Annotated in this window: 15 protein-coding genes; 8 read left to right on the top strand and 7 right to left on the bottom strand. The window is 39.7% G+C overall.

Annotated features, from left to right (window positions below; translation table 11 throughout):
- Positions 1 to 89: 89 nt before the first annotated feature.
- Positions 90 to 623 (top strand): GNAT family N-acetyltransferase, encoded by a 534-nt coding sequence (locus tag CK510_RS02100; RefSeq protein WP_095720108.1) that lies wholly within the window; start codon positions 90 to 92, stop codon positions 621 to 623.
- An 88-nt stretch (positions 624 to 711) separates the two neighbouring features.
- Here CK510_RS02100 and CK510_RS02095 read toward each other — a convergent pair whose 3' ends face one another.
- Both CK510_RS02095 and CK510_RS02090 read right to left on the bottom strand, forming a co-directional pair.
- Positions 712 to 1,629, bottom strand: a complete 918-nt coding sequence (locus CK510_RS02095) for a histone deacetylase family protein (RefSeq protein ID WP_095720107.1) — start codon at positions 1,627 to 1,629, stop codon at positions 712 to 714.
- A 115-nt stretch (positions 1,630 to 1,744) separates the two neighbouring features.
- A complete protein-coding gene (locus CK510_RS02090; protein WP_095720106.1) occupies positions 1,745 to 1,930 on the bottom strand; it encodes a hypothetical protein in 186 nt (61 codons plus the stop codon).
- A 587-nt stretch (positions 1,931 to 2,517) separates the two neighbouring features.
- Here CK510_RS02090 and gyrA point away from each other — a divergent pair.
- Both gyrA and lnt read left to right on the top strand, forming a co-directional pair.
- A complete protein-coding gene (gene gyrA / locus CK510_RS02085; RefSeq protein WP_095720105.1) occupies positions 2,518 to 5,229 on the top strand; it encodes a DNA topoisomerase (ATP-hydrolyzing) subunit A in 2,712 nt (903 codons plus the stop codon).
- A gap of 288 nt (positions 5,230 to 5,517) precedes the next feature.
- Positions 5,518 to 7,119, top strand: a complete 1,602-nt coding sequence (gene lnt, locus CK510_RS02080; RefSeq protein ID WP_245911810.1) for an apolipoprotein N-acyltransferase — start codon at positions 5,518 to 5,520, stop codon at positions 7,117 to 7,119.
- 181 nt (positions 7,120 to 7,300) lie between these two features.
- On the opposite strand, the gene CK510_RS02075 is transcribed toward lnt, so the two are convergent.
- On the bottom strand, positions 7,301 to 9,472 hold the full coding sequence (locus tag CK510_RS02075) for a serine/threonine-protein kinase (RefSeq protein WP_095720104.1): 2,172 nt from the start codon (positions 9,470 to 9,472) through the stop codon (positions 7,301 to 7,303).
- Between the two features lie 728 nt (positions 9,473 to 10,200).
- On the opposite strand from CK510_RS02075, the gene CK510_RS02070 reads away from it, so the two are divergent.
- The 4 genes from CK510_RS02070 to CK510_RS02055 all read left to right on the top strand — a co-directional run bounded on the left by CK510_RS02070 (position 10,201) and on the right by CK510_RS02055 (position 15,828).
- Positions 10,201 to 11,700, top strand: coding sequence for a Dyp-type peroxidase (locus CK510_RS02070; RefSeq protein ID WP_095720103.1), 1,500 nt, complete (start codon positions 10,201 to 10,203; stop codon positions 11,698 to 11,700).
- Positions 11,701 to 12,648: 948 nt separating this feature from the next.
- Positions 12,649 to 14,361 carry a TnsB C-terminal domain-containing protein gene (locus CK510_RS02065; RefSeq protein ID WP_095720102.1) on the top strand — a complete coding sequence of 571 codons (1,713 nt, stop codon included), beginning with the start codon at positions 12,649 to 12,651 and terminating at the stop codon, positions 14,359 to 14,361.
- A 103-nt stretch (positions 14,362 to 14,464) separates the two neighbouring features.
- On the top strand, positions 14,465 to 15,301 hold the full coding sequence (locus CK510_RS02060) for a TniB family NTP-binding protein (RefSeq protein WP_095720101.1): 837 nt from the start codon (positions 14,465 to 14,467) through the stop codon (positions 15,299 to 15,301).
- Positions 15,301 to 15,828 (top strand): helix-turn-helix domain-containing protein, encoded by a 528-nt coding sequence (locus tag CK510_RS02055; RefSeq protein WP_095720120.1) that lies wholly within the window; start codon positions 15,301 to 15,303, stop codon positions 15,826 to 15,828. Before CK510_RS02060 ends, CK510_RS02055 begins: the two co-directional genes overlap by 1 nt.
- Before the next feature lie 36 nt (positions 15,829 to 15,864).
- On the opposite strand, the gene CK510_RS02050 is transcribed toward CK510_RS02055, so the two are convergent.
- From CK510_RS02050 to CK510_RS02035, 4 genes are all read right to left on the bottom strand, one after another.
- A complete protein-coding gene (locus tag CK510_RS02050) occupies positions 15,865 to 16,986 on the bottom strand; it encodes a DNA methyltransferase (protein WP_095720100.1) in 1,122 nt (373 codons plus the stop codon).
- Positions 16,983 to 18,347 carry a DNA double-strand break repair nuclease NurA gene (locus CK510_RS02045; protein WP_095720099.1) on the bottom strand — a complete coding sequence of 455 codons (1,365 nt, stop codon included), beginning with the start codon at positions 18,345 to 18,347 and terminating at the stop codon, positions 16,983 to 16,985. The genes CK510_RS02050 and CK510_RS02045 overlap by 4 nt, the downstream gene beginning before the upstream one ends.
- Positions 18,348 to 18,350: 3 nt before the next feature.
- Complete coding sequence (locus CK510_RS02040) at positions 18,351 to 20,447, bottom strand: helicase HerA domain-containing protein (protein ID WP_095720098.1); 2,097 nt, start codon at positions 20,445 to 20,447, stop codon at positions 18,351 to 18,353.
- A 381-nt stretch (positions 20,448 to 20,828) separates the two neighbouring features.
- Positions 20,829 to 21,269, bottom strand: a complete 441-nt coding sequence (locus CK510_RS02035) for a MerR family transcriptional regulator (RefSeq protein ID WP_095720097.1) — start codon at positions 21,267 to 21,269, stop codon at positions 20,829 to 20,831.
- Positions 21,270 to 21,343: 74 nt separating this feature from the next.
- On the opposite strand from CK510_RS02035, the gene cas12k reads away from it, so the two are divergent.
- Positions 21,344 to 22,311 (top strand): type V CRISPR-associated protein Cas12k (cas12k, locus tag CK510_RS02030; RefSeq protein ID WP_211293064.1); only part of this gene is annotated, 968 nt, incomplete at its 3' end.

The raw sequence follows: 22,311 nt of genomic DNA, 5'->3' as shown, positions 1-22,311 counted from the left end.
TTTGCAATAACTATATCTACCTTAAGCTCAGTAATATCTACGTTGCTTTATAAGTTAGTCTAGTCACCTCAAATAGCAGCCAATAAACCATGAATTTATTGCAAATTGAAATTATCACCAATCGACTTGTATTGAAAGCGATTGAGATGCAATATAAAACCGAGATTTTTAGAGAATTCACAGCCGAAATCACTACTTACATGTATCCTCGTGCTGCTAATGATATATCTGAGACAGAATCATTTATTCAAGAATCCTTAGCTGGATTGAGAGAAGGGTATAATTTACAGCTAGTAATTTTAAAAAAAGATACGAAAGAATTTTTGGGATGTACAGGAATTCATCGGATTAATACAAAAATGCCTGAATTTGGCATTTGGCTTAAAAAATCGGCACAAGGCAATTATTACGGATTTGAAACAATTGCCGCACTCAAACAATGGGGAGAGGAAAATTTGGATTGTGAGGGGTTTATTTATCCTGTTGATAGAGATAATTACCCTAGTCGGAAAATACCCGAAAGGTTAGGGGGAAAAATTGTTAAGGAATATGACAAGCTAAATTTAAGTGAGAATATATTGTATTTGGTTGAATATTGGATTCCCAAGCAGAAGACAGAATGAATAATAAGAAAACTCCACTCCATATTCTCTCTGCGCCTCTGCGTGAGAAAATAGAATCTGTTTAAAACTGCAAAAACTTCCCAATTCCCTAAACCAAACACTTTTCAATCGTTGCGACAACCGACTTGGACAGTGTATCCAAATCGTAACCACCTTCCAAACCAAATAAAATTTTGCGAGTTACCCCCAAACAGTACTCGGTAAACAAACCGTAATCTTCCGGTTGCAGGTTAATATTTGCTAATGGGTCATTAGCGTTTGCGTCGTAACCTGCACTAACGATGAGTAAATCTGGTTGAAATTCTGCCAAAAAAGGTACAACCATCTTTTCAAATACGGGTTGATAAATACTAATGTCACTACCTGGTGGAATCGGTATATTCAGGACATTATTGTGAAAACCCTTCTCCGTGTGTCTACCAGTACCGGGATAGCAGGGGTATTGATGTAGGGAACAATACTCAATTTGGGGATTATTTTCGACAATATTTTGGGTTCCGTTGCCGTGATGTACATCCCAATCGAGGATAGCAACGCGATTAATTCCTGGTTGTTCGAGAGCATAATTTGCCGCGATCGCAGCATTGGAAAATAGGCAAAATCCCATCCCTGTCTCGCGTTCGGCATGATGTCCTGGTGGACGTGCCATGACAAATGCGGGTTCTTTGGTTTCTAGAACAATATCAACTCCATCTAACCAACCGCTTAATGCCAATAAGGCAACGTTGTAACTTTGGGGTGAAATTATCGTTTCGTTGTCGATATAACCCCCACCAGTTGTAGCTATTTCTTTGACTTTTTCGATGTAACTAGATTCGTGCGCTTGTTGTAAATGTCGCATTAAAGGACGTTGCGATGCGGGAGTTGGTAATTTCCATTGGATATGTGAGGCGATTTTACCTTGTTTTAAGGCTGCGGTAATTGCCTTTAAGCGTTCAGGTTTTTCTGGATGTCCCAGTCCAGTCAAATGGTCGAGAAATTCATCGGAATAAATAACTGGTAGCATATCGTAGGTAGGGATGCTGAGGGAATACTGAAATTGTATATCTAGTTTGGGAATTGGTCATTGGGAATATCACAAGTGTTTGATTTTATTTTTTTAACGCAGAGAAGCGCGGAGGTTAGCGCAGAGGCACGCAGAGGAATATGGAGAGGAATACGGGAGCTATTTGCTTGGTGTTTTCAAGGGTATTGGTATAACTTTCCCTTTCACGGAATGTTTCGGGTACTAAAGCTTGATTATCTTTGAGTCGATCGGATGGTAAATCACCGATTGCATTGTCTATTTTAGGACTGTGTTTAATCATATTTAATATCTCAGGCTTGACTTCGGTTGTACCTGTTTCTAAATTGGTTTTTCGGTTTTGTTTATATCTTTTTTCTCATCCATAGTTTTTGTCTCGCGATCGCACATCTATATCTGAATTTCTAGAGCTATTAGTACGACCCTATTCCTGGGAATAATCTAGATTTTAAAAACACGATGACTAGTGATAGATTTTTAGTTACTTAACCGATTATTTTTAACAGAAAGCTAGCAATACAGGCTTTATAGCTGTCAAAATCTGGAAATATTAAAATTAAAAATAATGGCATACATTCAAGTTAATTTCTATTAACGAGTAGATTTATTTTTTCTGCTGTTGATTGTAAAAAAAATCATTCAAAAAAATCCCTATTCTCTATTTGTGGTGTATTTAATAATTTTGTTTGTAATTTTTAATTTTGCAATTGAATTTTCTTATAGCTCAATCAGCGACTTTGACAGCAAAAAAAGGCTTTATATGCTAGAATCATAGCAAAATATAGCAATTATTCAAAAACATTTAAGAATAATTTTGCTTTTTTCCCGCAGTAAAAGCTAAAAGTAGCGAGTTTTGGAGTTATTTAGGCTATGACATTCTCTCAGGAGAGGATTATCCCGACAGACCTGCGGAACGAAATGTCCAGGTCTTACCTGGAATACGCGATGAGCGTCATTGTCGGTAGGGCGCTACCAGATGCCAGGGATGGTCTTAAACCTGTGCATCGCCGGATTTTATACGCCATGCATGAGTTAGGTTTGTCTGCGGATAGACCTTTCCGAAAATGTGCGCGTGTAGTCGGAGAAGTATTGGGTAAATATCACCCCCACGGTGATACGGCAGTATACGATGCCTTGGTGCGGATGGCGCAAGATTTTTCGATGCGATCGCCCCTGATTAATGGGCACGGAAACTTCGGTTCGGTTGATAATGACCCCCCAGCAGCAATGCGGTACACCGAATGTCGCTTGCAGGCTCTCACCAGCGCAGCCCTACTCCAAGATATTGAGTCGGAAACTGTAGATTTTGCCAGCAATTTTGACGGTTCGCAGCAGGAACCAACCGTATTACCCGCACGCATCCCCCAGCTATTGCTGAACGGTTCGTCGGGGATTGCAGTGGGGATGGCAACGAATATACCACCGCACAACTTGGGTGAGTTGATTGATGGGTTAGTGGTATTAATTCATAACCCGGAAGTCACAATTCAAGAGTTGATGCAGCATATTCATGGTCCCGATTTCCCAACGGGGGCACTGATATTAGGCACATCGGGAATCCGCGAAGCCTATCTTACTGGACGCGGTTCGATTACAATGCGTGGTGTCGCTAATATCGAAACCATCGAACAGCGCGGTAGACCAGATCGAGAAGCAATTATTATTACCGAGTTGCCTTATCAAACCAATAAAGCAGCGTTAATTGAAAAAATTGCCGAATTGGTGAATGATAAACGCATCGATGGCATAGCAGATATTCGTGACGAGAGCGATCGCGATGGGATGCGAATTGTGATCGAATTGCGACGGGATGCCTATCCCCGTGTGGTTCTCAACAACATCTACAAACAAACCCCAGTTCAAGCCAACTTCGGCGCGAATATGTTAGCCCTGGTGAATTCGGAACCGCAAATCCTCACCATCAAACAGTTTCTCCAAGTTTTCCTGGATTTCCGTGTCGAAGCAATCACCCGTCGTACCCGCTACGAACTCCGCAAAGCCGAGGAACGGGATCATCTTTTACAAGGTTTGTTGATTGCCCTTTCCCAACTCGACGGCATCATCAGCTTGATTCGTCATGCTGCCGATAGCCCAACAGCCAAAGGTGAATTGATTAGCAGCTACGGACTTTCGGAAGTCCAAGCAGACGCAATCTTACAAATGCAATTACGGCGTTTAACAGCCCTGGAAGCTGACAAAATTCGTCTCGAACACGATGAACTGCAAGTTGTAATTGCAGACTTGCGCGACATATTAGCCAAACGCGAGCGGATTCTCGAAATTATCGAGACTGAAGTTACGCAAATCAAAGAAAGACATGCCACACCTCGTCGCACAATCATTACCCATGCTGACGGGGATTTGGATGACATTGACCTGATTGCTAACGAAAAAGCAATTATTCTCGTCACAAAGCAAGGTTACATCAAACGGATGCCCGTAAACACCTTTGAAGCCCAAAGCCGTGCGACTCGCGGCAAAGCAGCAGCAAAAGTGAAAGATGATGATACCGTCGAACATTTCTTAACATGTTGCGACCACGATAGCGTTCTATTTTTTAGCGATCGCGGTGTTGTTTACTCCCTGAAAGCCTATCAAATACCCGTTAGTTCCCGCACCAGTCGCGGCACTCCCATAGTGCAAATGCTACCGATTCCCAAAGAGGAAAAAATTACCTCCATCGTTCCCGTCGATGAGTTTAGCGCCCAAGAATACCTGGTAATGCTCACCAAGGGCGGTAATATTAAAAAAACGGCTTTGGAAGCGTTTAGCAATATTCGTTCCAACGGCTTAATTGCAATCTCCTTAGAAGAAGGGGATCAACTGCGCTGGGTACGTCGCGCCAAACCCACAGATAGCGTCCTCGTCGGTTCCCGTCACGGGATGGCAATTCACTTCCGATGCAGTAACGAACAATTGCGTCCGTTGGGAAGGGCAACTCGTGGTGTAAAATCGATGAAACTCAAAAAAGGTGACGAGTTAGTGGGTATGGATATTTTACCTGCGGCAATTCTCGAAAACCTGGCAGTCGCCGATGTTTCCGATACTGAGATGGAAGAAATCGACGCTCAAGAAGTTGAAAACATCGAAAATACCGAGAATAACGAGAATAACGAGAATAACGAGAACGAAGAAATCATTGAAGCAACCGCTAGCGTTGGACCTTGGGTTTTGGTAATTACAACGGCAGGATACGGTAAGCGTGTTCCTGTTGCCCAATTCCGCTTGCAAAACCGTGCTGGACAAGGTTTGATGGCAACCAAATTCAAGAATAAAACCAAGAAAAGTAAGGATCAACTGGCAACCTTACGCATTGTCAACAGCGACGATGAAATCATGATGGTGACAAATCGCGGTATCATCATTCGCCAATCCACAAACGCAATTTCCATCCAATCGCGATCGGCTACAGGTGTAAGAGTGCAGCGTCTTGATGATGATGACGCAATTACGGGAGTTGCTATTGTACCTCCTGATACAGGTGAAGGTACGGAAGGTTTAGAAGGTGCTGAAGGTGTAGAAGTTATGGAAGGTGTAGAAGTAGAAGCTATAGAAGCAGAGGTAGAGATAGAAGGGGAATAAGGAAACATCAAGAAATAAATTATCCCCAATCGCAGGGGTGGGGTCTTCCCACCCTCCCTCACGAAGGATACGATTGTATAGTTGGGATATTTTATTTTCTACAAGTCCCTAATTCTTAAATAGAGTTGGTTTAATAAAGTAAAGATTGTCAGGGCAATAGTTGTTTTCCCTGACTTTTCTCGAATTTACAGCTTATATTTTTTTATCACGCAGAGGCGCGGAGAGGAATAAAATAATTGTTTGAGTAATATAGCCAATTATTAATTACAAATTATAAAAATTAAGGTGATGAATTTAAAAAATATTCAGCAATTTGTAGCTCATAATTTAAAACCGATAATTGCTTTAGTTAGTGGGGTGTTGATGGGTATTACCGTCGCACCCTTTAATATTTGGTTATTAGCTTGGTTTGCCCTTGCTCCCTTATGGGTTTTGGTAATCAAAGAAAGTCAAAAACCAGAATTTAAAAAGAAGAAAATTATCCTTTTCCCTATACTTTGGGGAATTGGTTATCACGGAGTTGCTTTATTTTGGATTACAGGAATTCATCCAATGACATGGATGGGTGTACCTTGGTTAGCTAGTATTGCGATCGCATTTTTTGTTTGGGTATTTATTACTCTCTGGGGTGCTGCAATTGCTACCTTTTGGGTAATTATTCTACTGGGGATTTCAAATTTAAAATTTCCTCTTAAGCCTTTAATACGTATTCTCATCGCTACAGCTATTTGGTGCGGACTCGAAAAATTATGGAGCATGGGACCACTTTGGTGGAGTTCGCTTTCTTACACCCAATCACCGCATAACTTGGTAATATTACATCTCGGACAATTGACGGGAACAAGTGCAATTACAGCCGCAATTATTGCGATTAATGGTTTGCTTGCAGAAGCATATTTATATTACTCATCAAGTGTCCTAAACAAGAAGAATTCCCAAGCTAAAGGAATGAGGTATATTTTATTCGCTATCGGATTATTTATTAGCTTACATTTAATTGGTTACAGTTTATATTCTCGTCCCGTCATTCAATCACCAGAAACAGCGCTAAAAGTCGGAATTATTCAAGGTAATATTCCCAATACAATTAAACTATATCCTGAAGGGTTTCGACGTGCCATTAAAGGCTACACAAAGGGATATTTAACTTTAGCAGCGCAAAATGTCGATGCAGTATTAACACCAGAAGGTGCATTACCATTTTTCCTGCGGGATATTCAGCAAGGTTCCTTAGTACAATCTATCAGGGAAAAAGGTGTAGTCGCTTGGATTGGGGGATTTGGTGAAAGAGGAGACAGTTATAATAATAGCTTGTTTACATTTACAGGTAAGGGTGAAGTTTTCAGTCGCTACGATAAAAATAAATTAGTTCCCCTGGGTGAATATATCCCCTTTGAGAACATTTTAGGGGGAATCATCAACCGTTTATCACCTTTGGAAGCGCATCAAGTACCAGGTGCATCAAACCAACTATTTGATACCCCATTTGGACGAGCCATAGTTGGGATTTGCTACGAATCTGCATTTCCCGAACTATTTCGTCGTCAAGCTGCTGCTGGGGGGCAATTTATTCTCAGTGCTGCAAATAATGCCCATTACAGTAAAGCGATGCCAGCACAACACCATGCTCAAGATATTATGCGAGCGATCGAAACCGATAGATGGGCTGTACGTGCTACTAATACAGGATATTCGGGTTTCGTAAATCCCCACGGTAAAACTGTTTGGATATCGGGGCATAATACCTATGAAGTCCATGCAGAAACAATTTATAGACGACAAACGAAGACTCTGTATGTACGTTGGGGAGATTGGTTAACGCCGTTATTAATCGGTTTATCGGTTGTTGTGTTGTTGTTCAATCGCGATCGCGTTTTGGGTATGGACTAGTAAGTTTTGTATTCCTCTCTGCGCCTCCGCGCCTCTGCGTGAGATAAATAAAATATAGATGTAAACCGCCAAGTACGCCAAAACGCCAAGGAAGAGTAGAAGAAAGAGAGAAGGTATATTGATGAATAATTACTAATTCATAATTTGTAATTTAACAGGAATTACGAATTAGTGATTATTCCTATGGTGTCATTCGCCAAATCTTCACCGTTCCGTCTTCACTACTACTAGCTAAGGTTCTACCATCGGTAGTAAAGGCAACAGACCAAATCCGACTATCGTGTCCTTGGAGGGTGCGAATTTCGTCACCATTGAAGGGATTCCACAATTTAATCATTTTGTCGCTCCCTGCGCTGGCAAGCATTGTTGAGTCGAAACTGAAGGCAATTGACCAAACTGCATCGGTATGACCTTTGATGGTTCGATATTCTTGTCCGTTTGCGACATTCCAGAGTTTGATAGTTCTATCTGCGCTACCACTGGCAAGAGTGTTGCCATCGGGGGTGAAGGCGATTTGAGTTACGGTGTCATTGTGACCTTTGAGAGTACGTAATTCTTCACCAGTTGAGGTGTTCCATAGTTTGATGGTTTTGTCGTTGCTGCCTGCGGCAATTACTTCACCATCTGGACTAAAGGCTACTGAAGTTACTCTACTAGTATGTCCTTTGAGGGTGCGAATTTCTGCTCCTGTTGTCAGGTTCCAGAGTTTTACTGTTTTGTCGCTGCTGCTACTGGCAAGGGTTTTTTTATCTGGACTAAAAGTGACATCTGTAACTCCATCAGTATGACCTTTTAGGGTACGTATTTCTTCTCCTTTGGCAATGTCCCAGAGTTTAATAGTTCTGTCATTACTACCACTAGCAATTATTCTGCCATCTTGACTGAATGCAACTTTGACTACTCCTTCAGTGTGTCCTTTGAGAGTACGGATTTCATCACCTGTATCCAGATTCCAAATTTTAATAGTTTTGTCACTACTAGCACTCGCTAAAGTCTTTCCATCTGGCGCGATCGCAATGGACATGACATAACTGGAATGACCCGCTAGTGTCTGTTTTAGGAATGTGCTACTTTGTAGACTGTTAATTAGAAATACTGGTGCTACTGGGAATACTTTGTACCGCATATACCCGTAAACTTGCGTAGCAGCTAAAGTGACTAGCAAGACTCCAACTGTCACCAGCACAGACTTTATTAACTTTGTCGGTTGACGAATAAATAGCGGTAATGCGAGAAATTTTACTGTTGATTTAGGTTTGGTTGGTTTATTTTTTGATGATGCTGGTTGCTTATTATTTGCCGAATGTAAAGACACGGAAGGTAGGGGAATTTGCCGCGATGGCATTGTTGATGGGGTTCCTCCGAGATTTACTCCTAAGTTTAAATATCTATGTACTTCTTCAGCAGATTGATAACGTTGGTTGATATCTTTTTTCAGCATTTTGTCGAGAACTTCTCCCAATTCTTGACTAATTTGCTGTTTTAAATGTTGTCTCCAAGAATTAACCCATCCGTATCCGTATTCTGTCCATAACTGAAATGGTGATACTCCGGTAAGTAAGTGAAAAGATGTGGCTCCTAGGCTAAATAAATCACTAGCTGGATAAGCTTCCCCACCATTAATCTGTTCAATTGGACTGTAGCCAAATGAACCAATCGTTGTCCCTGGTTTGCTTTGGACTGTGGCAGTTAATTGTTTTGAAGCTCCAAAATCAATTAAGACGATATCACCTTGTGCGGGTATTCCCGAAGTCGGTTCGCGTAAATTAGGAATTGATGGTGGATTTGATGGTGGGTTTGTCCCCCGATAATTACGATATTGATAATAAGCACGACGCATTATATTTTGGGGCTTAATATCGCGATGAATCACTCCGTGTTCGTGGATAAAGTTGAGAACAGGCAGTACGTACATGAATAACTCGCGAATATCCGCTTCGTTAAATTGCGATCGCTGTTGCAATTCTTTGAACAAGTTCTGTCCCTCGATATATTCTTGGACGAGGTAAAGATAGCTATCTTGCTCAAAGTAAGCCAATAGGGTAGGAATTTGTGAATGTCTCCCTAGTTCTTGTAAACGTTTGGCTTCTTCCTTAAACAGTTCAATCGCTTTGTTCAAAGCCCAAGTTCCCTGGACTTTTGGTGCTAATTGCTTGACAACGCAGCGTTCGTTCAGTTTATCAACATCTTCTGCCAAGTAGGTTCTGCCAAATCCTCCCTCATCGGAAAGTACTTTTATGACGCGATAATGACCTCGAAGCAAATAAGTCAGAGGTGCGCTGCAACTCTGGCAATATTGGTTCCCGTCAGGGTTGATGGGATTGGGGCAATCTGGGTTGAGGCAGCAGAGCATCTTCCAGTAAGGATGACAGTATAGATGTTAATGATAGCTCTGACTCGGAAATAGAACTGCAAATTTGCCGATTTTTTTATGATTGTTTAGTTTTATGGTTATTTATGTATGGATGTTTTTGTGATTTTTTTCTTTTTTTAGCTTTATAATTCACATAAAATTAGTGTTTTTTATAGCCTAATTTATTTTTTTTAAGTATTTATATTGACTAAAAGCCGCTATTATATTTTTGATGAGGTTAATAAAAACACTTGATTGTACATAGTAAATTATGCGATCGCGAGATATTTAATTGAAGAAGCAAGCTGCTGTATGCGATCGTGAATTTTCCCCCAATTGTAGGGACAGGGTCTCCCTGCCCTCACGAATGTTACAATTGATAGAATAAGTCAACAGTTGGGATATTTTATTTTCTGTAAGTTCCTGACACTAAAATGATGTAAGGCTACACATAATTTTAACCCTCTAATACCAATTACTTGTGAAGCTGCACATTATTTCGATTCCTCCAACCTCCCCTTACCAAGGGTAGGTGCTGTTATTACGGTGGGGTTATTTTATGCATCTTCATATTAAAATGGTATAAACCTCCCCTTAGTAAGGGTAGGTGCTGTTATTACGGTGAGGTTCTTTTATTCGTCTTCAGATTAAATTGATTCAGCAACCCCAACTGCATAAGTCAAAATTAGCTGTATCTATTACCGAATAGTTAGTAATGGTAAAGCTATATGACATACAAAATAAATGTAAAAAACATCCAAGGCAATATCCTCACTGGTTTTAGTAAAGATTTCCAGTCCTTTATGTTTTTAAAATTTACTGATACTGTCGAAGCGAAAAGATGGTTAAAAGATATTACACCAGAAGTCGCTACAGTTGAAGAATTACAGGCTTTTAAGGATTTATTCAAATTAACTAAAAAACGACGTGGGACAGAACTGGGTACTGTCCAAGCAACATGGATGAATCTAGCTTTTACCCATAGTGGTTTGCAAGCTTTGGATGTTTCCCAACATGAACTTGATAGCTTTCCCGAAGCATTTAAAGCGGGAATGAAAGCCCGTGCAAATGAAATTGGTGATGTCGGTACTAGTGCCCCAGAAAATTGGATTGAACCGCTCGGAAGCAAAGATATTCATGCTTTATTAATCTTTGCTTCCGATTCGCCAATTGAACTCCGCAAGTACATTATGCGTCACGCGACTATCTTGGAAAGCTACCCTAGTATCAAGATCGAGTTTTTAGAAGATGGGATGGATCGAGCCGATCAACCTGGACATGAGCATTTTGGTTTCAAAGATGGGATTTCCCAACCAGGTATTCGCAATTTTACACAGCCAGCAAATCCTGAAAACCCCGATCAAGGTATTCCCGGACAGGATTTACTCCATGCTGGTGAATTTGTTTTAGGATACCCAAGCCAAATTCCAGAAGCCGATCCAGAACATGATGGTCCTAATCCCAATCCCGGAGAAAACAGCCATTCGGGACCGATTTGGACAGTTGATGGTTCGTACCTTGTATTTCGTCGTTTGCGTCAGGATGTACCTGCTTTCCGTAAGTTTGTCGAACATACGGCAGAGAAATTGGGTATTTCTAAGGACTTAATGGGTGCAAAAATAGTCGGTCGTTACGCTAGTGGTGCCCCTTTAGAATCAAGCGATGCACAATCTAGAGATGCTGCAATGTTACCGCAACAAGACCCAGGTTTACGCTGTCCATTTCTGCTCGATGATAAAAATATCAATAATTTTGAGTTTGGCGAGGATGAGGAGGGGAAAATCGTACCGCGAGCTTCTCATATTCGTAAAACATATCCCCGCGATCAGGGAGGAGAAGAAAGTCGTACCCAAACTCACCGGATGCTGCGACGGGGAATTCAATTTGGTTCTTCCTATCGTCCACAGATAGAAGGTTTTTATCCTCATGGTGCGGATACTGAATATCCTCAAGATCGGGGTTTATTGTTTTTATCGTATCAAAGCGATATCGAACGGCAATTTGAGTTTGTGCAACAATCCTGGGTGAATAATCCTGATTTTCCCGAAAAAGGTGATGGGCAAGACCCAATTATAGCTCAAAGTCCCGCAGGTGAATTTAAAATGCCACTTCCCACACAAGGAGGTTGTCCAGTACATACGCTTTCAATTAAGCATTTTGTTACAACTACTGGGGGAGAGTATTTCTTCCAACCTTCGATTCATGCATTATGCATATTAGCTGGTTAGAGACTTCCAAATAAAAAAATCTCCAATTTATAGGGTGTGTTACGGACGATAGGATAGTCTGTAACCCACCATTGTTTATTAGACATCTTTTCTGGGCAACGCATAATTAATTTGGGTGCGGCTCTTCTCATAAGACGTATATTACATTTGCACTACAAGCTCATAGCCCAATCTATATCTAGATTTTAGTTTTCTGACCTAGAAAGCTAAAATTAAGCTATCACCAAAAATCAAACACAAAAACCCCATTCCAGAGTGTAATACGACACTACAAAAAAGATGTGATTCTGTTTTTGAACTTTGAGCGAACCTCCTTTTGGAATCTCTAGAACTTATAATTCTTATACCATATGGACTTTAGGTTTTATATCAGAATGAGAATCGTATCATGAAAAGAGCCGCACCCAATTATTTTTCGGAGATAGATAAGAATGTTGGGTTAAGCAAAGCCTTCACCCAACCTACAAAAATACAAAGCTACCACTTATATTCACAGGAGATAGCAGCTTAAATGGTCAACCGAGTAAATGGACAAGGGCTTTTTCTACACTGAGTATTTAATTTTGCTAAAACTCAACAAAAATACTCATGTTATCGAGTGTATGAAAAATGCGATCGCTTAATTTTCACCGTAATTTTCAAAAAAGCATTTGTACTTAAATGCACAAAAGATGTACATTAACTAATTATTTGTCACTTTAACAAAATATTGTCACAACTATCTCAATAGTAAAAGCCCTGATATAGCAAGGATTATAGCAGGGCTTTTGCTATTTTATGCTGACATATCACCAGTACCCGACTTAACAGAATATATGTCAATTCCCAGATATTTCACAGATTAATTGTCAATTCCCAAAACACAGGAAAAATCAGGATTTTGCAAAAATTAACAAATTAGTTGTCAATTATATAGTATAGTACAACTATGTTTTGATAAAACACTATATGCAGGATACGGAGTTTTCCACAACATTTACAACAAAGCCAACCTCTGTAGATGCGAATAACAATCTTGCGGAAGCAAATGTTATCGTTTCCGAACTTTCTGATGAAGCATTGCTGAAAATGAAGGTAATTCAAAGCCTTTTAGAAAATAATGACCGTGCCACATATACTCAGCGTCTCCAAGAAGCAGCAGAAAAGCTGGGTAAGTCGGTACGTACAATCAGACGACTGGTTGACAAGTGGGAACAAGAGGGTTTGGTTGGGCTAGTACAAAATCAAAGAGCCGATAAAGGAAAGCATCGAGTTGATGAAAATTGGCAAGAGTTTGTTTTGAAAACTTACAAGGAGGGTAATAAAGGTGGCAAAAGAATGACTCGCCAACAGGTTTTTATTAGAGCGAAGGCAAGGGCAGACGAATTGGGTGTTAAGCCTCCTTCCCACATGACGGTTTATCGGATTTTGCAACCGTTAATAGATAAGGTTGAGCAAGCTAAAAGTATTCGTAGTCCGGGTTGGCGTGGTTCGCGGTTATCAGTTAAAACCCGTGATGGGAAAGATTTACAAGTAGAACATAGCAACCAAGTTTGGCAATGCGACCATACCCCTGCGGATATTTTGTTGGTAGACCAGCATGGTAAACTTCTCGGTCGTCCTTGGCTAACAACGGTTATTGATAGTTATTCACGCTGCATTATGGGGATTAACTTGGGCTACGATGCACCAAGTTCTCAAGTTGTAGCTTTGGCGTTGCGTCATGCAATTTTAGCCAAGCAATATAGTCCCGAATATGGACTTCATGAGGAATGGGGTACTTCTGGTTTGCCTCAACACCTTTATACAGATGGGGGTAAAGATTTTCGTTCTAACCATTTGCAACAGATAGGGGTGCAGTTAGGGTTTGTTTGTCATTTGCGCGATCGCCCATCAGAAGGTGGTAGTGTTGAGCGTCCATTTAAAACTTTTAATACCGAGTTATTCTCAACTTTACCTGGATATACAGGGTCAAATGTACAAGAACGCCCGGAGGAAGCAGAAAAAGAAGCTTGCTTAACACTACGGCAGTTAGAGCAGAATTTGGTACGTTACATAGTTGATAACTATAACCAGCGACTTGATGCACGGATGGGCGACCAAACTAGGTTCCAACGTTGGGAATCTGGGTTAATAGCAGCGCCAGATTTACTTTCCGAACGGGATTTAGATATTTGTTTAATGAAGCAAACACGGCGACAAATCCAACGTGGGGGATATCTGCAATTTGAAAATCTCATGTACCGAGGTGAGTATCTAGCAGGGTATGCAGGAGAAAGTGTTGTGTTGCGATATGACCCTAGAGATATCACAACAATGATGATTTATCGCACGGAAGGAGACAAGGAGGTATTTCTTGCCCGTGCTGATGCTCAAGATTTACAGACTGAAGAACTATCTTTAGATGAGGCAAAGGCTATTAGTCGTAAGGTGCGGGAAGCTGGGAAAGCTGTGAGTAATCGATCGATTTTGGCAGAAGTGAGAGAACGTGAGATTTTCCCGACTCCAAAGAAAACCAAGAAAGAACGTCAAAAAGTAGAACAAGCTGAAGCTAAAAAAGCTAAACAACCGATATCTGTTGAACCGGAAAAAGAAGAAACAGTATCTATTGAAACTCAAGCAGAGCCAGAGATGCCGGAAGTATTGGACTACGAACAAATGCGTGAAGATTACGGGTGGTAAGTAACCAGACAGAATTAATTACAATACTGATTTTTTGATTTCTTTGATGGCAAGAAATTCAGCCCAAATTTTGTGTAATTAATTGTGTCCAACTACTTAACAAATGTCAGCAAAAGAAGCGCAGGCTCTAGCTCAACAATTGGGTGATATTCCCGTTAATAGCGAAAAATTACAAACGGAGATTCAAAGGTTAAATCGTAAAGGTTTTGTCCCCCTCGGACAGGTGCAAATTCTTCATGATTGGTTGGAAGGAAAGCGCCAATCAAAGCAATCCGGACGTGTTGTTGGTGAGTCGAGAACGGGTAAAACGATGGGTTGTGATGCCTATAGATTGAGGAATAAACCCAAGCAGGAAGCAGGAAAACCACCGACTGTACCTGTCGCTTATATCCAAATTCCCCAAGAGTGTGGTGCTAAGGAATTATTTGGGGTAATTATGGAGCATTTGAAATATCAGGTAACGAAAGGAACAGTTGCAGAAATACGAGAGAGAATGCTGCGAGTTCTTAAGGGTTGCGGAGTTGAAATGTTGATTATTGATGAGGCTGACCGTTTCAAACCAAAAACTTTTGCAGAAGTGCGTGATATTTTTGACAAGTTGGAAATATCGGTGATTTTAGTAGGAACTGACCGCTTAGATACTGTAATTAAGCGGGATGAGCAGGTTTACAACCGTTTTCGCTCTTGTCATCGATTTGGGAAAATGTCGGGGGAAGATTTCCAGAGGACAGTGGATATTTGGGAGAAGCAAATTTTAAAATTACCAGTGGCTTCTAATCTTTCGAGTAAGACGATGTTGAAGACTTTGGGGGAAGCGACGGGTGGTTATATTGGTTTGATGGACATGATTTTGCGAGAAACTGCGATTCGGGCTTTGAAAAAAGGATTGCAAAAGATTGATTTGGAAACTTTGAAGGAAGTGGCTGCTGAGTACAGATGATGGAAACGGAAGATATTAAACCTTGGTTGTTTGAAATTGAACCATTAGAAGGAGAAAGCCTAAGTCATTTTTTGGGGAGATTTCGACGAGCAAATGATTTAACTCCCTCTGGGTTGGGTCAAGCTGCGGAACTTGGAGGTGCGATCGCCTACGGCGGGGCTTTGCCCATCGCACGTTGGGAAAAGTTTCGATTTAATCCTCCTCCTTCTCGGCAACAGTTGGAGTCTTTGGCTAAGGTTGTGGGGGTTGATGCTGATAGGTTAGAGCAGATGCTACCACCTACTGGAGTAAGAATGAATCTTGAGCCAATTCGGTTATGTGCTGCTTGTTATGTGGAGTCGCCTTGTCACAAAATTGAATGGCAATTTAAAGAGACGCAAGGGTGTCAACATCATAGTTTAAGTTTGCTGTCGGAGTGTCCTAACTGTGGGGCTAGGTTTAAAGTTCCGGCGTTGTGGGTTGATGGGTGGTGTCACAGGTGTTTTACACTGTTTGCGGAAATGGCAAATCGGCAGAAGACTTATTAGCTGAAGCGAAATTGTAATAAGCTTAAAATCAATATTTCAAGGTTGCATAATAATATCAATTTCACCTGGTTTTTTTGATTTATCTCCAAATAAAGCTGTCTGAGTCTTCTTTTTGTACGGTTGAGATATTTCTCTAAGAGATTTTTTTGGGAAGACTTCACGCAATACTTCCAATGTAGTTTGTTTGGTGAACTCCCTTGCATCAGTTCTGACATATACGATTGCTTTGCTATCCATTATTTCAGCACATTTATTAAATACTTGTTCCAATAGCTCACGATATGCAGTTTTAGATTCAAATCGATTTTGCCATTTATCACTAATCCAAATAGGTGTGTCTGGACCACCAAGCATCCACAAACGTAGCCATTGGTCATAGTGATAATTCGTAAGCTTATAATATGGAGGAGATGTAAATAGAAGATTAAAAGGTTTTTGTATATTGCAAGAAACTTTCTTTTTTAGTTCATCAATTAGAGAAGTACTATCTCCCAGCATAACTTTGCCATTCCTTAAGTTCGGAATTCCCTTAGCATAACGCCATTCAACACGTTGTAGTAAATATTCAACTGGATCTATTTCTGGAGGAGTTAGCTGTTTTTTTTTCCACCAATTTATTGAATAATCTGGACTCATAGATTTGCTTTGACGCATTTGATTTGATAGTGATTGCTCTCTCCTTCCATGTAGATGGACTAATATTATAGACATGAGGGTTGCGTCAATTATGCTAGTCTTCCAACAAAGTTCATTACGAGCAGTCAATAAGTAGCTCAATACATTTGGTGAATAACAAAAATGAAAAAACTCAGGCAGAGCTTCTAATTGTTGCTTATCAATGGAATTAGCTAAATTACCAATATTTTTAATTCTTTTAATTACATGAACTTTTAATGCAGGTTTCAGTTTTACAAAACCATAAAGCCAACCAACAGGATTGATTTCAATACCAACACCTGAGCGTTCCATCGCTGCTGCTGCATAAACACTTGATGCACGACCTGCGAATGGATCTATAATTGCATCTCCAGGTTTTGAATAGTTTTCAACAACATGAAATGCAAACTCTTTAGGAAACATGGCGTAGTATGGACCTAAAGCAGACCATCTACCTATGGCTGTACTTAAGCTGAGTTTATTGGTGGCTTCATCAATCATCTTCCATTGTCCACCATTAGTTCTTTTGCAAGTTTTTCTAAAACTTTATTGCCAAGACGGAGAGGAATGGCAGCTTCTGCATTTGCTGAAACTAAAGGAACCAACGCATTAGGGAAACGAGAAGAAACCAATTTATCTAGTAGTCCTACTGCATCTGCAAGACGCGGATAATGAGATTGTTGCGCTTGAGTTAAATCTCTATGTTGAGAAGCTAGAAAAGGTAAAGTCGCTACAAGACGTGCTCCACACTTAGTTTTATAAAAAAACTTACGTCCAAAGTAAGTAGCGCTGCCATAAGGTAGTGTACTATCAGAAAAAATAATATTTTTTTTAATATATGAGTCTGTTAATAACCCGACTGATTGAGATGGAAAGTTTCCAAAACCACCATTTTCTTTTCTGTCCAAATTTTCAAAATGTTCTACAAAATTTCCTGTTTTCTCTACTCCAATAACAAGAATATCTTTTCCCTCTGTAAATTGTTTAGCTACAGTATTAATTCGACATAATTCCTGATAGATAGCTTGACTAATCCATGCTGGTTGCCCAAATACAGCTAATTGACCATCCAAAATAATTGCTAACCTACGTAAACTAGAAAGCCATTTTTTAGCCTCTAATGTTCTTAAAATATGCACCATCCATAATCTTTCCCAGACCTGCATTATCTCACCAAATATAGCACCATTAGTTCCAGCAGGGTTCATTCTCTCATATATCCGTAAAGCATCGGTAGAATATAAAGAACGCGCTAGTTCACATGAGCAAGTATATTGACCATCTCCTCGCAAATAATCATTATTCTGTGGACAATCTTCGTAAGGACATTTTTGAGTTTGCTCTGTTATGGGTTTATACTTTAAAAGAGCTTCATAAGTATCGAGTAAAGATTCTCCATCTTCGGACATTCTGACTGAACTCAAAACTTCAAATATTGATTTTCTCAAGGAGTCTTTGGCTGATTTTTCTCCTTCACAAATCACATTACAGCCTGGTAAAGCACAATCAATAGATTCTGCTTTTTCAATAGTTTTAAATTCTTTGGGATTTACGGGACGCTGTTGGTCAAGCTTTTGCATCTTGGCAACATCCAAAATTACTGAGGCAACTGTTACATAGGAAGCCTCTGCACCAGGAAAGCCATTTTTTATATCTACTTCTGCATGACTACCATCAATTGCTATCAATAATTCCGGTATCCAATCACCTGGTTGAATTTGTATTGGTTGGAGTATTTGTAGAGAGTTTGTGTTATCGGATGGAGTCCTGACTTTGTAGCTACCAAGTAACTTTTGAACACGTTCACTTTCTACAAGACGGCGCAAAGGCTTATATTGTGCAAATTCTCCTTCGTATGGCACTTTCTATACCTCAAACTTTTTAATTTGTACTGGGATGACAAAAAGATTACTTAGTGTTTTAACTCGAATAAATCCCTTATCTTGAGCGCGACGTATTGATGACTCAAAATCTTCAAAATCGTAGTATTTACGGAGTTCTCTAGTCTCGTCTGTATTATTGAGATGTCCAATAAACCAGTTCGCTGTATTCTTGAGAATATTTTTTTGGATACTACTAACTTCTTGAGTAGCATATACCATGCCAATGTGATATTTTGCTCCTTCTTTTGCCGTGCGTACCCAGACATCTTTCAAATCCATATCTGTACCAGCTGGCAACAGGTTATGAGCTTCTTCCAAGTAAACAATTATTTCGGGTATATTTTTTTCTCCTTGGCGAAAAAGGCTTTGGTTTTCATGAAAAATATGCCACATCAACCTATCAGCAGATGATTTATTAATATCGGGTTCGCCACTGGATTGGTCAATAATTACTAATTTTCCATCTTTTAAATGTTGGTATATTTCCACTGCATAATCGGTAGTTGTATTACTGGTGTGCTGATTCCGGACTTTGCCAATTTGTCTGGAACCGTTAGGACGAACAAACATTTCGAGCAGTTTTTTTAAATCTTCATCTGCCCAAGGGTCTCCAGATGCTTTGGGTCTTTCCGTAATATACCAGTTCTCAAACTCTTGATAACTACTACCCTTATCAGTCATGAAATTGTAAAGATACTCAAATGCTGTTGCCAACTCTGACCATGTAGGATTTGCCTTCTGAAGAATTTTTGCGGCTGACTCATAATTAGCATTGTCAGTGGCTTCTGCAGGTATTTCCAGCTTTGATATCAGTTCCTTATTAAATAAGCTTTTAGTATCTGGTTGAAGATTTTGAGGAGTTTCAAAACCTGCTTTTTTTAGTAAAGCTCGGTAAACAAGTACACGACGCTTATATCTTGCCATTGCACTGCGATCGCTTGGATCAGGACTTTCAAAAACAACCTGTCGAAAATTTTGAATATATTTTGAACCATCCGCCACTAAGGTACTGTCAATAATTTCTTTTCCAATTTGAAGATTGCCTTCAACGAAAAAATTCAAAAGCATCAATTTACGTTTTGGGTCGTTAGGATGTGGCAAAATTCCATACGTTACAACGTCTTCCTCTTTACCAGAAGTATTAGACTTCCATACATTCTTTATCGCTGAGGGGTTTTTCTGTTGGTTTGTATCTTGTTCGTTTTCATTTGCGTATTCACCATTTGGATCAAAGACTATTTGACCTATACGAAGCGGATGCTCATTTGAGAATCTCAAATTAAAAATAGACTGAAGAATAATTTTTGTAGTATTTGATTTGCCTGTTCTAGTCATACCAAACAAAGCCGTTTTTTGCCCAAGTAAATCTTCCGGGAGAAGCTCAACCTCTACATCTGAAACACCCTGAAATGAACGATTAGTTGATGCGTAACGTATTTTGCCTACAATAACAGATTGATTAGTTTGTTGTTTTTTACGGTCTGGCTCTCGATAATTAACTATAAGCGATAAAGCTTTGCTATTAGGTTTATAAACTTTCAAACCTCTATTTGGATAGTAATTAGAAATATCACTGCCAAAACGTAATACTAAAGAATCATCTGGTTCCATCTCAGATGCTTGGTCTAAGAAGAAAGTACCAATGACTTTGCACTTAACACCAGCAAAAGATAAGAGGTTATAAGTGTGTCCATCCATCATATCTGGGCTATCCCAGTGTATATCTTCTCCGCTCGCTCTCTGAGCAGCTTCTACTCTAACCCGTTCAGCTTCTGGAGCATTAGGAAGTGGAGCTGCATCCATAACACGTAATAGCAATACAGATGCGTCTTCAGTTTTGTAGTCGATAGATTTTTCAGGGCTGATACGAGTAGCAATGAGAAAGCTTAGACTAGGAATTCCCCCTACTTGCTGACGGTAGTGATCGTGTATTTGAACTAAAGCTGTTTCGTAGCTAATGGAAAAAATTTCTCCAACATATTGTTTTGTTTGAATTATCTTTGCAAAAATTTCTTTTGCTGTTTTTTCAGTAGATTTATCTTGGTCTTCTTGAAATGCCTTGTCTAATTCTGAAGCCATGCAATTACAAATTCCTCATTGATTACAAGTCAAGACTTTTAGCTTACATCAATAGTTTGCTGTCTCAGTGTAGCATTGTTCCTCATATTACAGCATTTAGCATTTTCTCTAACTGATATATAAATTTTCTTGAGTCTGAATAAAAAAATAAAATTATCTTTATTATTTGACTAAATATATGGTTCTTCCGTAGGTGTTATGCTGAACTTTAAACAATAATCTGGAATTTCCCTTTAATGACAAGGCTTTTGGGCAGATTTAATATTGATTTTATTCCAAAGGCTCAAAATCCAAGATTAAAAGCTATCTTTCTTGCCCAGCAAGGGATTTGAGCTATTTATAAGCATTTTTAGCATAACAAGTAATGAAGAACCAAATATATTATTCTTTATGCTTGGTTAAGTTGTCTTTTAAATGATGGTCAATCGCATCTAACCACACCGGAACCACAGCTTTACCCTGTTCCAGAAGTGCGATCGCTTTCTTCAAATCAAACTCCACAAGCTCCAATTTACCCATCTTCCTATCCCACCACAACATAAAACGCTGAGGTGTTTTCTCATTGCTACTTAAAACCAATCCTTCATCTTTCAATCGTTTTACAGTTGCAGCAGCCACCTCAAAATTTAAACCCACCCCCAAACAATATTCCATCACCGCCAATTCCATCACCTCCGAACGGGAGTAATAAACACTACGTCCCGTCCCCGTATCGCTAATAGTAGGTACAACTACACCCTTCTCCCGCCAATACTGTAATTGCCGGAGGGTACAACCTGTAATCTCAGCCGCTTGTTTGCTCGTAAAAAATGCATCTTGCATAATTTTGATTTTACACAAGCATCTTATTGGACAAATATGTTATTATTGAACATATTTGTTTACTGGCTATTGATATGAGCCAAATCACGATTCAATGCCGTTTAGTAGCCAGTGAATCTACCCGTCAACAGTTATGGCAGTTGATGGCAGAGAAAAACACGCCGTTAATTAACGAATTACTGATGCAAATTGGTAAACATCCAGAATTTGAAACATGGCGAAAACAAGGTAAACACCCTACTGCTATTGTTAAAGAACTCTGTGAACCCTTGAAAAGTGATCCGCGTTTCATGGGTCAACCAGCAAGGTTTTACACCAGTGCAACTGCATCAGTGAACTATATTTATAAATCATGGTTTGCCCTAATGAAGGGTTTTCAGTCCCAACTAGACGGCAAAATTCGCTGGCTGGAAATGCTCAATAGTGACGCTGAATTGGTAGAACAGAGTGGAGTTTCCTTGGATATTCTTCGTGTTAAATCTGCTGAAATATTGGCTCAATTTGCTCCACAAGACACCAATGGAGATACACCAACTACAAGTAAAAAATCTAAAAAGGGGAAAAAATCTAAAAATTCAGATACCGAACGTAATTCATCAAAAAACTTATTTGAGACTTACGGAAATACAGAAGATAATGTAACTCGTTGTGCTATTAGTTATTTACTCAAAAATGGCTGTAAAATTAGCAATAAAGAAGAAAACCCCGAAAAATTTGCTCAACGTCGCCGTAAATTAGAAATCCAAATTCAACGCCTCACAGAAAAACTAGCAGCCCGAATCCCCAAAGGACGAGATTTAACAGATGCTAAATGGCTAGAAACTCTGTTTACTGCTACTCAAACTGTTCCTGAAGACGAAGCAGAGGCTAAATTGTGGCAAAACAGTCTTTTAAGAAAATCTAGTTCTGTACCTTTCCCAGTGGCTTACGAAACTAATGAAGATTTAGTTTGGTCTAAAAATCAATTGGGTGCGACTCTTTTAGGAAGACGCAGAATAGGTTTAGACAGACATTGCAATACTTGGAGGGGAAATAGAACAAC

Origin of the sequence: Brunnivagina elsteri CCALA 953 (genome assembly GCF_002289455.1) — a bacterium.
GTDB lineage: Bacteria > Cyanobacteriota > Cyanobacteriia > Cyanobacteriales > Nostocaceae > Brunnivagina > Brunnivagina elsteri.
Note: the sequence above shows the minus strand (reverse complement) of the source record. Positions and strands in the feature narration are given on the sequence as shown.

What these genes read in the sequence shown, in the direction of transcription:
- CK510_RS02070 (WP_095720103.1), top strand. Translation starts at nt 10,201, where the DNA reads ATGACATACAAAATAAATGTAAAAAACATCCAAGGCAATATCCTCACT.
- CK510_RS02050 (WP_095720100.1), bottom strand. Translation starts at nt 16,986, where the DNA reads ATGATTGATGAAGCCACCAATAAACTCAGCTTAAGTACAGCCATAGGT.
- CK510_RS02035 (WP_095720097.1), bottom strand. Translation starts at nt 21,269, where the DNA reads ATGCAAGATGCATTTTTTACGAGCAAACAAGCGGCTGAGATTACAGGT.
- CK510_RS02090 (WP_095720106.1), bottom strand. Translation starts at nt 1,930, where the DNA reads ATGATTAAACACAGTCCTAAAATAGACAATGCAATCGGTGATTTACCA.
- CK510_RS02100 (WP_095720108.1), top strand. Translation starts at nt 90, where the DNA reads ATGAATTTATTGCAAATTGAAATTATCACCAATCGACTTGTATTGAAA.
- CK510_RS02095 (WP_095720107.1), bottom strand. Translation starts at nt 1,629, where the DNA reads ATGCTACCAGTTATTTATTCCGATGAATTTCTCGACCATTTGACTGGA.
- CK510_RS02065 (WP_095720102.1), top strand. Translation starts at nt 12,649, where the DNA reads ATGCAGGATACGGAGTTTTCCACAACATTTACAACAAAGCCAACCTCT.
- CK510_RS02055 (WP_095720120.1), top strand. Translation starts at nt 15,301, where the DNA reads ATGGAAACGGAAGATATTAAACCTTGGTTGTTTGAAATTGAACCATTA.
- lnt (WP_245911810.1), top strand. Translation starts at nt 5,518, where the DNA reads ATGAATTTAAAAAATATTCAGCAATTTGTAGCTCATAATTTAAAACCG.
- gyrA (WP_095720105.1), top strand. Translation starts at nt 2,518, where the DNA reads ATGACATTCTCTCAGGAGAGGATTATCCCGACAGACCTGCGGAACGAA.
- CK510_RS02075 (WP_095720104.1), bottom strand. Translation starts at nt 9,472, where the DNA reads ATGCTCTGCTGCCTCAACCCAGATTGCCCCAATCCCATCAACCCTGAC.
- CK510_RS02060 (WP_095720101.1), top strand. Translation starts at nt 14,465, where the DNA reads ATGTCAGCAAAAGAAGCGCAGGCTCTAGCTCAACAATTGGGTGATATT.
- CK510_RS02040 (WP_095720098.1), bottom strand. Translation starts at nt 20,447, where the DNA reads ATGGCTTCAGAATTAGACAAGGCATTTCAAGAAGACCAAGATAAATCT.